The organism is Photorhabdus australis DSM 17609 (assembly GCF_000711895.1).
In the GTDB taxonomy this organism is placed as follows: domain Bacteria; phylum Pseudomonadota; class Gammaproteobacteria; order Enterobacterales; family Enterobacteriaceae; genus Photorhabdus; species Photorhabdus australis.
On the sequence record NZ_KL543986.1, the window covers coordinates 24238 to 41152 of the forward strand.

General features: G+C 44.8%; 11 protein-coding genes. 3 read left to right on the forward strand and 8 right to left on the reverse strand.

The features are described from left to right. Positions 1-37 precede the first annotated feature (37 nt). Genes BO26_RS19675 through BO26_RS19685 form a run of 3 tightly spaced genes read right to left on the reverse strand, consistent with a single transcriptional unit; the run spans position 38 to position 6168 of the window. Positions 38-1096: a pentapeptide repeat-containing protein gene (locus BO26_RS19675; RefSeq protein WP_036774479.1), complete on the reverse strand. Its 1059-nt coding sequence runs from the start codon at positions 1094-1096 to the stop codon at positions 38-40. After that, positions 1093-3639 (reverse strand): DUF2169 family type VI secretion system accessory protein, encoded by a 2547-nt coding sequence (locus tag BO26_RS19680; RefSeq protein ID WP_036774480.1) that lies wholly within the window; start codon positions 3637-3639, stop codon positions 1093-1095. Before BO26_RS19680 ends, BO26_RS19675 begins: the two co-directional genes overlap by 4 nt. Before the next feature lie 24 nt (positions 3640-3663). Then, positions 3664-6168 carry a type VI secretion system Vgr family protein gene (locus BO26_RS19685; protein ID WP_051691072.1) on the reverse strand — a complete coding sequence of 835 codons (2505 nt, stop codon included), beginning with the start codon at positions 6166-6168 and terminating at the stop codon, positions 3664-3666. 281 nt (positions 6169-6449) lie between these two features. On the opposite strand from BO26_RS19685, the gene BO26_RS19690 reads away from it, so the two are divergent. Beyond that, complete coding sequence (locus tag BO26_RS19690; protein WP_036774481.1) at positions 6450-6644, forward strand: hypothetical protein; 195 nt, start codon at positions 6450-6452, stop codon at positions 6642-6644. Between the two features lie 9 nt (positions 6645-6653). Next, complete coding sequence (locus BO26_RS19695) at positions 6654-7052, forward strand: hypothetical protein (RefSeq protein ID WP_036774482.1); 399 nt, start codon at positions 6654-6656, stop codon at positions 7050-7052. A 393-nt stretch (positions 7053-7445) separates the two neighbouring features. On the opposite strand, the gene BO26_RS19700 is transcribed toward BO26_RS19695, so the two are convergent. The 4 genes from BO26_RS19700 to BO26_RS19715 are packed head-to-tail and all read right to left on the reverse strand — an operon-like array spanning position 7446 to position 13210. Next, entirely contained in the window at positions 7446-8369 is a 924-nt protein-coding gene (locus BO26_RS19700; RefSeq protein WP_036774483.1) for a GNAT family N-acetyltransferase, read from the reverse strand. After that, on the reverse strand, positions 8366-9637 hold the full coding sequence (locus BO26_RS19705; RefSeq protein WP_036774485.1) for a phenylacetate--CoA ligase family protein: 1272 nt from the start codon (positions 9635-9637) through the stop codon (positions 8366-8368). The genes BO26_RS19700 and BO26_RS19705 overlap by 4 nt, the downstream gene beginning before the upstream one ends. Before the next feature lie 29 nt (positions 9638-9666). Continuing rightward, on the reverse strand, positions 9667-12078 hold the full coding sequence (locus BO26_RS19710; protein ID WP_036774486.1) for an acyl-CoA reductase: 2412 nt from the start codon (positions 12076-12078) through the stop codon (positions 9667-9669). A gap of 1 nt (position 12079) precedes the next feature. Continuing rightward, entirely contained in the window at positions 12080-13210 is a 1131-nt protein-coding gene (locus BO26_RS19715) for a LuxE/PaaK family acyltransferase (RefSeq protein WP_036774487.1), read from the reverse strand. 1432 nt (positions 13211-14642) lie between these two features. Here BO26_RS19715 and BO26_RS19720 point away from each other — a divergent pair. Next, positions 14643-14987 carry a hypothetical protein gene (locus tag BO26_RS19720; protein WP_036774488.1) on the forward strand — a complete coding sequence of 115 codons (345 nt, stop codon included), beginning with the start codon at positions 14643-14645 and terminating at the stop codon, positions 14985-14987. A gap of 544 nt (positions 14988-15531) precedes the next feature. Here BO26_RS19720 and BO26_RS19725 read toward each other — a convergent pair. Then, positions 15532-16902 carry a VasL domain-containing protein gene (locus tag BO26_RS19725; RefSeq protein WP_036774489.1) on the reverse strand — a complete coding sequence of 457 codons (1371 nt, stop codon included), beginning with the start codon at positions 16900-16902 and terminating at the stop codon, positions 15532-15534. Between the last annotated feature and the right edge of the window lie 13 nt (positions 16903-16915).

Below are 16915 nucleotides of genomic sequence, written 5' to 3' on the forward strand. Positions count from 1 at the left end.
CCTCATCACTAATAAAGCTCTCAGCTTCCGTTAAACGCTAGCTACGAGCACTCCACATCTCTGCCGCAAACAGTGCTTCATCTTGTTCCAGGATGCCTTGACGACTGGAAAAACGGCTTGCTTGCTGACAGGCCCTATGCATCAGCGTGCGCTTAAAATGTGCCTGACGCAGATCAGCATGACTGAGATCTGCCCAACTGAAATCGGCATAGCTCAAATCGCAGCCAATAAAAGAACAATTATCCGCGTGCGCATAGCGCCACTGACTTTGCACTAATGTGCTGTGAGAGAAATCAGATTGGCTTAAACGGGCAGCAATAAATTGCCCGTGATTGATTTTTGCCTGCCGGCACTGTGCTTCACGTAAGTCGCTTTCAATAAACAACGCCCCTTCAGCCTGTATCTCATCTAAACAGGCGCCTCGCAACGAGGCACCTTTAAAACAACTCTGCGTTAATACCGCTTGTCGGAAATCAGCATGATCCAATTGGTTATCGGTAAATTGGCAAGCCTGAAAGGTGAGTCCTTGAAAATGCCCTTCACGCAGATCGCAATGTGCAAACACGACCCGTTCAAAACGGCTACCTGCAAAGGTGACACTACGCAGATCCATGCCGAACCAAGTTAAACTCTGGCAACGACAGTTATGTACCGCACCATTGTGCATATCACAGTCGTACAGTATGACCTTATCAAGCGTACTATCGGTAAGACGCACATTATTAAGGTGAGAAACGATGAAATAGCTACTATCAAGCACTGCATGCTGCAAAGAGAGCTGTTCCAGCTGACAGTCATTAAATACGCAGTTATTTAGCTGAGTGCGATCAAAGCACGCTTGCGACAAAGTACATTGTTGAAACGAGCACCCCTTGATCGCCATGCCCTGAAAGGAGGCATACGATAGCTGACATTGCTGAAATACTGCTTCATCAAGTCTGCAACAACTGAGATCAACACTTTCAAAGACAACATTGACAAACACCATACCAGCAAGATCCCGCCCTGCCAGTAGATCATTAGTCAGATAGGCATCTTGAATAATTTCCCCTTGCGCAATCAGCTCACTCAGTTGTTCCGCCGTTAACGTTTTCATACTAAGTCCCCGCCGGCACAAGGTAAAGTTTTGCACTGATCAAGCAGAGCGCCCTGTAACTGGGTATTCACATCAACGCTAGATTGAGAAATATCGGCACGAAACAGATTAGCACGACGTAAATCAGCCCCGGCTAAATGAGATTTTTGCAATATTGCGCCCATCAGGTTGGCTTCCTGCAAATTACTATTCGTCAATAAGGTACGGATAAACAGAGAGTTGCTGCCATTGACAGCGTGCATTTGGGCAAAACTGAGATTAGCTTCGCTAAAATCACAGTTTTGTAATACAGCCTCTGAAAAATCAGCGGCTTCAAGGAGTGTGAGGCGAAAGTTACAACTGGTCAGCCGCGCATGCTGAAACAGACCGGAACGGATATGCGTTTTACCCGTAAAGACACAACTCTCTAAGTGTGCATGCTGGTATTGCGCATGATCGAGTGCACTATCAAGAAAAGTACAGCTATCCATCACCGCGTGATTGAAACGCACTGCGGTAAACCCGCCATTGATCACTGTCATACGTGTCAAATGAGCATGGCTGAAATCCAGCTCTTCCGGCACCAGCTCCATAAACAAGCAATTTTCCAGCCGCGCCTGAGAGAAATGGCAATGGTAGAGCATGCACTGACGCAACAAAATATCACTCAGAGAAGCCTGGGAGAAATCACACATGACCAGCTCCGCCCGCTCCAACAACACGCCACCAAGGCGTGCACCAACAAAATGACAATTGTGGCACCGTGCTCCGGTCAGTGAAACATTATCTAAACAGGCCGCATTCAGCGAAGTATTATTCAATGAGGCATAAGCCAGCATCGCTTCACTCAGATCAGCTTCATCCAGACAGCAATTATCCAGATTGGCATTTTCCAGCAGGGTACGCTGTAAATTAGCACGACGCAGATCCAGACCAGAAAGATCCGCCCCAGTCAAATCCATATCACTGAGATCACGCTTTGTTGCCATGCAAGCAATCACATGGCGACGTAACACCTCCGCTTGCTCCCCTTGTAATCTGGCAGCTGGTGGACGTGTATCCGCTGACAACAAATACATCTGATGCAAACTACGGTGTGTCTGTTTCAATGTTTCAGGTGTCTGTAATTCCGGCGTTTTTTGCGACTGTTTGTGCAACAGATCCAACATCCGGTAGTAACTTGCCGGGCCAGCCGGGGGAGTGTTGGCTTGTTCAGCTGCTGCATAGGCGGCATGTTTTTTCTGAACACGCTGTTGTATACGTTCTGCCTGCCGCTCCAGACTGGCAACCAGTTCCGGTAATTTATCAGCAGTCAGCGCTTTTTCCTCTTGCAGCGGCAACTCTGTCAGCAGTTGATTGATGTCCTGATCTTGCTTCTGACTTCTCGCCTGATGCCGCTGGCGCAAATAGGTTTCACGCCTTGTCATCATCGCGGCCAATGCACTGGGAGTAACCTGCACATCATTATCTATCCAGGGTGCAATCAGGCTTTCATCCATCAGATCCTTTTCCCGCAGGGTAAAAAGTGCACCTTTCTCTTTTTCTGCCCGTTGTGTCATCACCTGTTGGTAATGGGCAACGGGACGCTCGGATTGCGCCAACTCCATCGCCACCAGCATCTGATGTACATCCGCAGCATCATCTTCATTAATCGGACAGGCTCCGTGCCAAATGAGTGCCATGCGTTCTAAATGAGGAATAAACCATACCGTGGTAGCACGTAAATGGACCTCTTCAAGACGCATTTCCTCACCACGCTGGCGGTTGATAAAACAGCGTGCCTGCCAGCACGGCAATGTTCCCTGTTGTACGGCCTGAGTGGGATGCATATTCCAGATACGCCAGCTGGCAGCGGGTGGCAAACAAGATTGTCCCGTCAACCATTGATCCTGCCCGGCCATATTGAACAAGTGCCAATCGGTATCGCGGGCAAAACCGGGAAATTCATGTGCCAGCCACTGTTTATCATATTTTTTTCCCATCAGACGGCTACGTTGAGGCCAGCTAAAATCCAGTGGTGCGAAACTGGCGGGCGGGACACGCTGATGTACTGAATTCAGCAACTGGTCAGGCAATTCAACATTAGGTAATGGATGCCACAATACTCCATCACGGGTAACCGGTTCATCCCCCTTACCCAACGGGTTCTCTGCCGTGCAGTGACCGCCAAAGGCATTTGGCCAATCAAGATGCATCTTCTCGAACGGCTGCGGCGCTGAGGGATGCCCGTTCTGCCAGTAACGATCACCAAACACCATCAGGCTTTTTTCTTTATCAGCAACCTGAATTTTCGCCATACAAGCCTCTTTTTGAGGCTGATGATTCGTCCAGGCATAACCGGAAGCAAAGAATTCTGCGCAAGGCTTAGGGATGGAAAGATCCAATACTCCGCCAGTACTTTGCAACTCCTGAGCAACCAGTTGCCATAGCTCCGGTTCTGGCCTGATTTGTGGCGAATCGCTCATATCCGTTAGCGCCATCACCGTAACGCCCAAATAGTTTTGTTGCTGCCAGCGCCACGGACGATGTAAGAGCCCCAATCTCAGAGGTTTTATGATTTTCATCACCAGTTCTCCTGTCTGGGTATATCAGATAAAAATAGCTAAACCACTGAGACTGAGACTCAGTGCTACAGCATTGATATTTATCTGCCCCAAACTAAGGTTGAGGGTATTGGTTGACATATGGAGCGTGGTATTACCGATGTTCAGCATATTATTTGACATCACCACACCCTCATTTTTCATAGCAATAGAGGAGTTGGTGTAATTGAGCATGTTGACACTCTCCGTCGTGCCACAAACGGTCAGGGTATTGCCGGCATGGGTTTCTATGTGGCCCTCAATCTTATGCTCCATATCTTTTGTTTCGATGCACACCTTACCGCCACAATTAAGATGGGCATCAGCATCTGCCTGAATTTTCAGGTCATCTTTAACATGTTCTTGCCAGCTACCCTCAATGCTCCGCGTTACCGCGCCCTTAATTTCTACTTTCTGATCTTTATCCACACGTCTGTTATCAACACCATTGATCTCAACACTGACTCCTTTCTTGTAAATCACTGAGGTTGGAATTTTTTGCTGCTGTTGCTGCTCTGATGCTTTCTGATCCGCGATCTCCTCCGGTGTCAGCCCCTGTAATGTCATCAGCTTCTTCTGGGCCTGATTATTAGGATCGCTGCTTTCTTTGTTGAGATACAGGCTGTCACCGTAGATGATTTGTTTACCCGCATCGAACAGAATATTGCCCCGCGCATGGCAGCTGATATTTTCCCCGGCATGCTGACTAATACTCTGGCTGACCTGCGTCTCTGATTTACCGAGGATACGTTCATACCTGCCACCCATAATAAAATCTGCACGTCCACCGACACCAATAACGGCAGTTTTCCCTAACAGGAAGGTTTGAATATCCGGCATCGTTTTCAGGGTATTGCACATACCATAGTGCTTAAAATGGGTTTCGCCTTTTATCTCCTGCGCCAAGGCACCATCGACAGTAATATTTTTATCGTGCTCAACGGAGATATTCATGTCACGTTCAGCGTGCATGGTGAATGACTCACGTCCAGGCGCATCTTCGAGAAACAGAAAACTGGCGTTTTCTACCCCACCCTTCTTACTGCGGCTCATAAAACCCATCCGAGTCGCATCATCGGGTAACTGCCAGGGCGGCATACATTCTTCGTTATAAACCCGCCCAGTCACCAGCGGGCGATCTGGATCACCGTTAATAAAATCAACCACCACCTCTTCACCGATGCGTGGGATTTGCAAGCTGCCATATTTCCAACCTGCCCAACTACTGGAAACACGCACCCAACAAGAGCTGCGATCATCTGGCTGACTGTATCTGTCCCAACGGAATTTCAATTTGACGCGACCATATTTGTCGGTCCAGATGCTTTCTCCTGCCGGACCCGTGACTTCCGCCGTTTGGGGGCCACAGGTTTTCGGCCAGGGCGTTATCCTCTGTGGACGCCAGACAATATCAGCCGGCACCGCGCGGAATGTGGCCTGAAATGGTCCTTTATCCTGATGAAACTTGTCCAATTCGTCATACAGCGTACAGTCATACAATTCATACTCCACATGTGTGACAAGAAAAGCGTCTGAATCTGATGGAAAAGGGCTATTTTGCAGGATAAAAGAGCTTCCCGGCGCTACTCCGCACGCCGTCGTATTGCCATACATCTGTTGTTGCTGTGCTTTAAATGCCTGTTGACGAATTTGCGCATAAAATTGACCGTGCTGATTGTCGATATAACGTCCCGGCCATTCGAAAACATCAGCCTTATTAGCTGCAAACGATGCTGGATTACGGCATACTTCTAATAAATGCGCCCGTGGTTTACGGAAATCATAATCATCTAACGCGTAAACGCGAGGCGTAATTTCCTGTGCCGTATTCCAACAGGTAATACCTTCATGATGATCAACAACACCCGGTTGTGCAGCTAAATAACGAATTTGAGCATAAGCATCATTAAATGGCCGATGTGCATTCGGAGAGTCAGCCAGAATTAAAGTATGCCCCTCTTTCTGATGACTGAAATAATAATAAATACCTTCATGTTCCATTAATCGACTAATAAAATCAAAATCACTCTCCTGATATTGAACGCAATACTCCCATTGACGATAATGGCTACTGAGACGGTTTTCGATATTAATATTATATTTTGCAAGCAGGCCAGCAATAATATCTGGTATGCTCTGTCCCTGCCAAATATGACAATCACGATTCTGCGTCAAATACCATAAAGAAGGGTGCAAGGTGAAGATATATAATTTATCCTTTCCTTCCTGCAAATAATGTCCAGCATATTCAATACGCGTAATATTACCATGCAAGAAACGGCAACCACCCTGTATCAATGGTATCTCCAGAGACATCCCCTTACCCAATAATGATTTCATATCGAGATCATTACATGGACAGAGAAACTCCGCTTTAAACTGATACAGTTGCGACAACGATTCGCTACCCGTTAATTTTCTGAAACGCAATTTATCGCCATTAGGAATGTTACGCGGTATATTCGCAATAATGCGGACATCTGTACGATAATCGGATGTATGACTCATCATAATCTTCTCCAATAAAACAGGCCCGTCTTACCATCAATGGGCGTCGCTCGCGCTAATATCTCAGGCGATAATAAGCTGTACAGGCTCGAGCTGAACATCAGGTAATAACATGAGATTTACTTTCCAACGTCTGATTTTCTTAACAAAATGACACCGTTATCAGGTATTCAACGGATTGAGACAGATGCTCAATATACTGACTATGAACACTGACATTTGATATTGGTAAATCAGAGAGCAACCTGATTACCCGCAAATAATGACAAATATGGAGAGAAAATATGTTTCGTAAGAAATCAAAAAGATCAATGAGATCGACAACATCGAATCAAAACCCAACGCGGTTGTCTTATTACGACAGCCCAGCATTATTCGACAACCCAGCGAGTCTTTTGTATTCAGAATATTACTGGTTTCTGGCAGATTTACCGGATGAACTACAAACCGAATTGGCAAAGTTAAACCAGGGAGAATAAGGAGAAAGAATGAAGCGGCTATCCATCATCAGTGCTTGCGAAATGACACGTAAGGCATTTTTATACTTGCTAACACCGCACGTCGACGTACTCCATACATATTCATCACCATCAGAATTTGCAGCCGCCAAAGACGAACCGTATGGTTTTATATTATTGGATATCTGCAACCTTAACCGGGAATGGTTAAGTGAGATCACTGGGTTTTGCCAACAATATCATTGGTTATCTGACTGGCATCTTGGCTTGTTAATTGATCCCTCATATGCAATCAACCGGATAATAACGGAGTGGCCAGGTACTCGCAAAGTATTTAATCTAAAACAACCTGTACAGGCATTATATGATGAATGTCTCGCGTGGATACAAGAAAACGATGATTGCCAAACGCCGAGGCATGGGTGCTAAAACGATATATATAGAGCAATACAGTGGTTTGAATGGTGACAGAGATAATTTGAGTGTCTTTAAATAATGCTATCTGGATTATTTTTACCTGGGAAATCTATTATTGCAGAGAGAAGTTATATAATAATAAATTTCTTATAATCTCGACTTCGTTATATTGAACAATCACATCATAGATAACTATGTGACCGGGGTGAGTGAGTGCAGCCAACAAAGAGGCAACTTGAAAGATAACGGGTATAGCATTGCAGAATAATAAATTACCTGTAAAGAAACATTCCGAGCGAAAGACACAAAAAAACCTACTGCCAAAAAGTAGGTTTGTTATTAATCTGTCAGGCCCTTTAAGCTTTAACAGATTTCGCTAAATCATTTCCGGTCATGGCTGACGGACTATCCAACGGCGCAGGCAAACATACTTTGCTGGTGCAGGCTACGGGCAAGCTGACAACTTAGGCTCAATTCTTTCCTGCTATGCCCCCGAACCAGCAAAGCCTCCCAACGATGATGATGACCTGGTACAAAACCAGTACAAGCAAACCCCGCCTGTTGCAAAATTTGCATAGCCTGAAGAGTGCCCTCTCCTACCGGAAGTTTCACATAGACCAATTTGCGAGTGGGTAATTCTGCCACCTCTTTTATCCGCTCAGTTGTCTGTTTTTCTATCCACACTTCCAACCTGCGACCATGACTCGTCATACTGATCTCCGCGTCAACTGCCTCCTCCTGTTTTAGAGGCTCCTGACCAAATACTTGAGTCACCGACTTCAACCACTTTTGCCAACCTGAAGGCCAGTGTAATTCAGGAAAGGGCCAGCTTCGTAACGGCAGGCAGCCCAAAACTATGCTTTCAGGATACGTTTGATCAAATGGTGATGTTACATAGTCCGGCAACAGGCCGGTGGTGTGAAAGCCCAAGCTTTGGGCTAAACGCTGGCTGTGATTATGTGACGATACCTGCTTGATAGTAAGTATACTAAAGCCCACTTCTCTAGCCTGATCGCACAAATATTGCCCCAGAGCAGTGGCGATCCCCTGACCACGCATCTGTGGATGTACCGCGATAAGCGCCAGTTCAGCGCTTAACGGACAACGATCATCCCGCCACAATGCCGCATGCCCTAACACTCGGCCATCCTGTACTGCAACAGCAGAATACCAGTGTTTTGCCGCATTATAGCGGCCAAGCATGGTGGGCAAATAAACTTCCGGGTAGACATAATCTTCGCCGTAAACTACCCGGAATAAGGCGCTGACACCGGTAGAATCCTCTTCCCGGAATAATCGAATCAATGGCATCACTGGATTTATACTCATGCTGCCTTCTCTTCAACACGATAACCACGATGATCAACCACGCGCATCAGCTTACCGGAACGTGGATGAGTCAACATATTTTCGATAGCACAATCGATCACTTCCACATGTAGCAGCCCCTGACAACACAGATCGGCAATCGCGGGTTGCGCGGCCAGTAGTACTTGATAGATTGATGTCGTAGATAACACCGATGATTGCTCTCTGGCTAACAGTAGTTTTATCTCATCGATACCATCCTGACGGCTCAACAATAGCTGCCAGGCAAGTATTCCCTCCTGCTGTTGCAGTAAATGAGCAATCTGGTCCGGAAAAAGAGACAAAGTGGAGACTCGAACTCGATGAGCACTTCCAGCCCGCCCCTGCAAAGCGAATTTACGCTGCGGTTTCCCCGGCTCTTCACACCAACAAGCCATATCACCAGTAGGATAACGGATAACCGGCATCAGGCTCCGTTGCAGATTGGTAACAACTAACATGCCATTCTGGCCAGGTACGGTAATAGGCTGACCGTTGGATTCATCAATAATTTCGACAATCGTTTCAGTATCAAAAACCCGATGTTCACCATGACAACAATCTGGAGCCGCCGCCCCAATAAGACCAGCATCGACACTGGCACAACCGATTGAGCCAATACGTGCATTGGGAAACACGGTACTCAGTAATGTTAATTGTTCTGGAAACAGGCTTTCACCACCGTACAACAGACGTTCAATATTGGGTATGGATTGGCCGCTCTGTTGCAAAGTGCTGGCAAAACGTAGCAATTGCACAGGCACTCCGGCCAGAACGTTGATGCCCAAACTGACAATAGCGTCAGCCAATGCCTGATCATCAACTGAACAAGTGAACGGATACTCTATCACTGGCACCGGTGAATAAGACAAAGCGCCGTGAATGAACAACAGGCTAGTATAGAGATCACCGGCAAAAAATAGATTGGCAACATGATCACCGGGCTTTAGCTGCTGCGCCAGTCCTTGCCCAAATGCCCGCACAAAATCGCGCCATTCGTCACAACTAAACACCGATAGCCTGCCCTCACTGGTAGAACCACCGGTTTTGAAAACATGACCACCGTTGATAGGGCCGGTCAATACTGGCCAGTTTTCCAATGGTTGCGACTGCTGCCAATAATTGGCAGGATCGATTAATGGCAAATCAGTCAGCGTCCAGCCGGAGCGAGGCAAATCACGGTAAAGATCCCTAAAGAAGGGAGCATGATCACGGGCATATTCAACCAGATCGTGTAATGATAATGTCATGATTTACTCAAAAAATAATATTATTGGTCTCAGAGTCGGTAATCCAGCACTAGCGGCGTTTTGCCACTTTGCGGATGATGACGGAACTGTCCAACTGGTGTAGGAATAATTTCCAGTTGCAGTAATCCACCGCTGACAACTTGATTTAGCATCCTGCTATGTTGCAGCAGATGCCTACGCACCTGATCAGCGTCCCCATCCGCTAATATATGGATATATTCATAACCATCGGATTTGTTGTTTCCTACCAACCACTGCACTGGAAACGCCAACCCAGACGATAATTCTGTCGGATTCAGGAAAATAGAACCTACCCGTATCAATACACCATGACGCCCCTCCAGTTTAAAACGTGGAGCTGGCAATCCGCAGGAACAGGAACCCGGCAGCCAGTGACCTAAATCACCTAAATCGTAACGCTGAATCAACTGCCCTTCCCGCACCAGAGAGGTAAACACCAGTCGACCGATTTCACCGTTCGGGGCAGGCTGATCACTGTCCAGAGCCAATATTTCCAGCCATTGAATATCAGATAACAGATGGAATTCTCCATCGAGGCAGCAGGTACAAGCATGACCTAATGGACCCGCATCCACAGAACCGTAAATTGCCGAGCGGATCACCTGTACACCAAAACTGGACAGAAACTGACGTCGATCTTCGCTAATATGCTCTCCGCCAGTAAAAACTTTGCGTACACCACCATAAGCACGCAACGCGGCTTCTTCACATTCAAACAATTGGTGTATAGTGCTTGGCATCCCCACCAACGTATTGACCCTCTGGCTGACAATAAAATGCCTGATTTGGCTAAAATCATCGTCTACCGGGCCTCCCATCGGGTAATGTGGTACAGATAATTTATCCAGGATAGTGAAAAAACTGAGCATTCCGCCATATAAATTGCCGCCATACAGCAAATTCATTACCCGATCTTTAGCCGATTCCAAACCAGCCGAAAACAGGCCATCTGCCGCAGCCTGCATCTGACTGTGATAGTCTCTGCGACTGAAACCCGACAGTTTGGGGGCGCCACTACTGCCACCACTGCGGAAAAACAACTGTGCTTTCTCAGTGACGCCATTTTGCTGAAACTTAGCTTTATCCATCACAGGAATCCCGGCCAGTTCTGGCGGATTAACTGACAATTTATCCAATGAGACATGGCCCGGTAATTGCTCAGCTTTCAAGCTCACAGAGACACGTCGTGCAAGCCGAGTCAATGCATAAACACCATCATGCGGTTCGCCTTCATAGCCATCGTGCATAGCGCCAACCTGACATATGCGGCTAACTCCGGCAGTCAGCAACTGACGACTAAACATAGTCAGTTCATCCGTCCTAACTATCAGGCCACAACTTTGCAAATAGGGGCGCCACGGCAACAAAATTTCTACTAATTTTGCCCGCGGTGCCGGACGAATTTGCAGGGTACGGTACAACGGTGATGGTACCAGTTCCTGACGCTGTATCCAGGCTATCCGCCATCCATTACCCTGCTCTACCGAACCCGCCAGACCAGCAAAAGTTTGGTCCAACTGCAAAAATGCCATCTGACTGCTAATTTCAGCCGATTCTTGTATATCGGGTTGTAACGCTGGCCATACTGGTGCCCGCCGAGCCAACGCAGCAGCCATTGCACTCGCCACCTGCCGTAAAACGTCCTCGTCAATGCTGTCTACCAACAAACACTGTGGACTGGAACACGCTTGCTGATCAAAACGGCAAATATCATCAGCCAATGCATCGTAATCAGCACTACTGGCAGCTATCGGATCAAGATAAGCAAAACTGATACGATGCCCCCAATCTATCCAACGGCAACCGGGCCGCAATTGGCTACGGATAGCGGTCAATGCGGTATTACTTCCCCAAGCTGACACGGCATCAGCACAATCCAATAATTCTGACAATTGGTCAGACGGCAAAGGCAACACAGAGACATAAGACACCAACTTGCCGCCAGGATCATGACTCAAAAATTCCGCCAGTATTTGCGCATTAAGACCGCGATCACTGCTGCTAGGACGCAACCAGTTGACATTGCCAACCAGCAAACTTTCCAGCACTGCCATAAATGGCAGCAACGGAGCATTGGCTGGCGTGATGTGCACAACTAATCCCAAAGGCTGCCAGGTTTCAAAGCGCGGTTGTGTATAGTCAAAACGGCGCAAAGAAAACGGTTGTTCACCCAATTCGTGTCGTAACTTTGCTTCCAATGAATCACGATGACAAAAGCTGTGTAAGGTATTGATTGTGGCTGTATCCAGCCCAAGTTTAGCCGCGACAGTATCGAGACTGTCGGCAAAGCGCCCAGCGCATTCCAATACTTGTTGTACGCTTGGGGGACAAGCCAGCGTATCAGCAAGCTTACTTTTAAGTTCAGCCAGTACAGCTGCAGGCTCCAGGTCAGAGATAACCTCGCCATTAATTAAATACATTTCAGGATCCCTTTATCAACTCAGAAGCTGCAATCGCACAACTGCGGCTTTTACTCGTACCAGCACGACCTAATAACTCAAACCAATCGGTAGCCAACCCACAACCACATTCAGTAGCTGGATGCAACACAGCCAAATCATTCACCACAATACTGTGGGCCGGACTGGAAGTAATATAAGGCGATATCAGATGCAGAAAACCAGGCCTGCCATAGGATTGAACCGCCATACTGGCCGTATCACGAATATAGGCACGAGCATAAACCGGCACATGAAAATGATGATTTCGGCACTCAACATAAGGCACCGGGTGCTCAACCGAACCGTAACCATCCCGACAACGCTCATCGGGAATACCCAATTGTTCCCCCAAACGCTGATACAGCAAGGATCTTGGAATCTCTTTATCGACGTGTGTTTTCCAGCCGCCACCTAGAAATACCAACGACTCAGGATGCAGCCGTATCGGAGGCAATCCCATTTCTCGCATTCTTTCCAGCGCAAACCACAGAAATGCTGGAAAACCTAGCATACGCACGGGTAGCCCTTGCACAGCAAACCCCTGCAAGGCTCGAATTACGCCAAATGGATCAAATTCATTACCTTTCCCGTTATGGCGCAGTGCATAACAGACTTGCGCCACTGGCGCATATTTACACAGATACTGATCGGTATAAGCCGTTCCCAGCGTAATTGCGCCGGCGGGTTCATAACTCAACAGCAAATAATTACAGGGCTGTTGTGGTGTATTCCAACCGTAATACTCGAAAATGCGTTCAACCATATTCTGGGCGGCACTTATACTACGTGCATCGTAACGCATACGGCTCTTTTGCCCCGTTGTGCCGGATGAAGTGAGTTCCAGTGCATCCCTGCCAGAAGAACTGAGCAACAATTGCTGTTTAAAATAATTAGCGAAAATGGGCGGTAAATGCGACCAATCGTTCAGTTTCTCCAGTTTTTGAACGTCAAAGCCGCCTGCTTTCAACCACGGGTAATAACCGGGCGTATTTTCACAGTGGTACAACGTCAGTTCACGCATGGCCGCATCAAACAGCCGATTGCAAGCATCATCAACACGATAAGGATGCTCAAGTGCACAAAGAGCATCAACATAAGCAAGAGAAGTCAAAAGTCATCTCCAGAAAAAAAGAAAAAAAGGATTTACGCCCTTAAAATAATAAGCAGGCTGTTCCACCATCAAGCAGGTAATAACCCGAATATCCGAACAAAAAAATTATTGCATAGTGAATACAACTACTTAACCAAATAAAAATAGATCATTGTATTGGGAAAGCTAATATTTAATATTGTTAATTCCTTGTGAACAAAATAATGAAAAAATAACAATCATGATTTAAGAAAGGCCAATGAATAACAAATCCATTTTTAATAACCTCATCATAGAATCTAATCATAATTATTTATACGTCAATAACTTGAAATGTCATTATCAATGACTACATCAGGTATGAATCTATGATTAAGAATTAACATTTAAGAAACAAATAGAATTCTAAAATCTACACTCTATTCATACAGAGTTAATAATCAGCATAATAGTTAATAACGTTACTTTTCTATTTCGGAAATTTTTTCAATGCAAAATACCCTGATCAGGAATATAACCATTAAACCCATAGGAATAAGAATTTTATATTTAACAATTTCATCACTTCAGCACTGAGAAATAATTGTCTATTTCTACTTCAGTGATGAAGAATATTCAGAATTACTTACAGCATTATAATAAACACCGATCTAAAACCTGTATTTTCATTAACAAAGTCTAACCCTTGCCGCCGCGATAAAACTTGAAATCCATAGGGTATATTATCGATACGAATGAAATCCATTTGATTAACATAAAATTCTTTTAAAAAGAATATATTAAAAAACATATTCCTATACATACGATAGAAATTTGCTTTCACATTATTAATTCCCCTACTTGATTAACTACTCTCGTTAATATTCATTAATTAACCATGACTCCTGAAAACAAATAAAGTGTCCTAATAACAACCAGATAAGAATTATTATAAGTTATACCATACATAATTACATTTCAATAAAAAATCACAAGATTTTACCGGGTAAAATATCTACAATGCATAATATACAACTAATATCTTAAGCATTGTTACTATTTACAACTTAATTTCTATAATTTACCCCATGATTTCAACAAAAAATTATTTAAACACAAACAAATAACACAAAGAAATTAATTACTATTTTAGCACAGACTAAAATACCATAAGTTTAAAATAACCATTGTAATAGTTTATTGTTTTTATTAATTTCATTCTCATTAGAAAACAATAATATATTTTTAAGCAAAACATATATGTTCGTGTCGAATCCTCAATGAGTATATACTTCACATTTTATATTTTTAATCTACTATAAAAATGTCGACGCATGTAAATCCACTGCCTATGTATTTATTTATACTATAATTCTTATTGTAGTTATTGCATCAATCTCAGTAAAAGTAAAAAGCTCATGAAGATTTCTATCATGATCACCAATTTTATCCATTTATTTATCAGGAGTATGAGATGAAAGAAACTGAAAAAAAAGAAAAGGGTGAAATGCTTGATAGTAACGATCATTTCTTTTTTGTTGTTAACCTGACAAACGAAAATTTAAGAGGTCAGGTAATTTGGAGTAACTCTGAAAATACCAGTGCTCTTGATGTCAACGGATTAAGCCCGGGGACAGCTTCGTTGCTTCAAAAATTCTTCCCAGCCAGTTGGAAAACTGATTATTGGGAATGGACAGAAAGAGGAAGAAAATATCAATTAGATTGCTATGGTAGCGATATATATGTCGTGGTTGTTATTAGCTACTATGGCATTAGTGTCTTACCCACTGCAACCAGCCCTGATACATGGAGATGGTAATTTATCTTCCACATGATTATTTACTCGTGTAGTATTAACCATGTGGAAAATATAAATAGTAACAGGGAAAAATCATATTGTGATAAAATCATAATCTTTGTTGAACTGGCTTAAATTTTTACATAATTCATCTAATGTACAAAGTAAGAACCACTTTGTACCAAATTAACTTTTAGTAACCAACAAATGAATATATAAAGCTCCAGAAATATAATTGATAATTTCCGCAAAATACAAGCACCACACCTCCTTTTAATAATCCGATATACAATCATGAGAAAATACCGTGCTCCAAGTGATGGTGTATATGTACGCATAATCCCCCCTGTGAATACATAGCCTTTTGACTATATTAAAGGCTATGTTTCGGCAACTTTGTTACCAGCTAATCAGACATAAAAAATCCTGTTGCTTTTTCAGTGAAATATTTATGAAAGTAACAACTTACTGATATTCTCCATCGAAATATTTCAGCTTCATATAATGAATCAAGGAATTATTAATAGTTGCCAACGGAACTTAACCATACACTTAAAATATCCCTCTACCTCTGTAACAAATAATAGCGATTAAGTAACTGATTAAAACGAGTATTAATTTGTTGGCGTAATGCCGGAGAAACGGTGCCATTTTTTTGTTGTTCCGCCAGTTGACGTAATAATTCTTCCAATGGCGGTGTAGTGGACAACGGTTGCCTGATACCAAATACCATCGATTTCAGTTCAGAGCCAGTAAGATAGCGCCCATGCTTTTCATCCAGTGCATCAAGTCGCGCAGTCAATTGTTGCAGCCGTGATTGAGCCAAATGGTAATTTTCCAGTTCCAACATCGGCAAGGCCGTGGCCTCACGTTGCTGTAACCACTGTTTTTCCATATCCTGCACCGTTTGGCTGGCCGGCCATAATGTACGTAACTGCTGTAATAACTGCGAGCTATAGCTCAATCGCCATAATGGCGGCAATGCATCTAAGCTCGTCAGTTGGGTACGACTGGCATCTATTGCTTTATCCTGCAACCGGCTCAATAACACCGCATTGTCAGGGTGATGTAACTCAGCCAATTGTGTTGAAAGCAATACTTGTGGTAATGGATGCACAGTTTCTAGCAAAGCCAGTTCCGTCGGGGGTGATTGTTGCATCTTATCCACCAACCAATCCCCCGTTACAACCAGCACACATAATGCAATACCCGCAACAAAACCATGCCAGGCTTTCCTACGGGGCGCAGGTCCCCCGTGAATCACTTTGACCTGCGGCTGCTCAGAGGAGATAGTTTCGTGTACCACATACATCAGTTGTGGCTGAACATGTTCCACCGGTATCACCATGGGATTGTCCTCGTGAACATGAACAGAAGAGCGAGAGACAAATACCGTGCTTTTTTCCTGCTCCAGACTCTCCAGTCGCCGGGCGCTGTTGTAGAGCTGTACACGGAGACTGTCGAATTTGCTTACATGTTTCAGTTCTAAACGTTGAAGCACTTCACACAGACGCTCAACTACCTTCTCTATACGATAAATCAGCGGCAGATCGATATAAGAGAAAACACAAGTCCGCAACACCTGCTGTAAACGAGCAACCAGCCAGGCAAAAATTTCAACCCGCACATGAACGGGTTGAGGCCAGAACTGCGACCATTGATGACTCACTAACCCATCAATCAGTGCCAACCCTTCATCAATGCCCGCTAATCCCGCGCGCTGGGCACGAGCCAGTGTGTACCAGGCAGCACTTTGCAGTTCTACACCATTTAAACGAAATAACGCCAGACAAAGCTGTTCAACTTTAGCCCAGTCAACATCTGGCCGGGCCGGATGGCTCAGTTTGCTTATTTCTTCTTTCAATGCACTAAATTCAGGCAGTGCGCGCGGGTCATCCCCGGTATGTACCGTGTGACCGGATGATATTGTGGCCATAACATTTATCCTT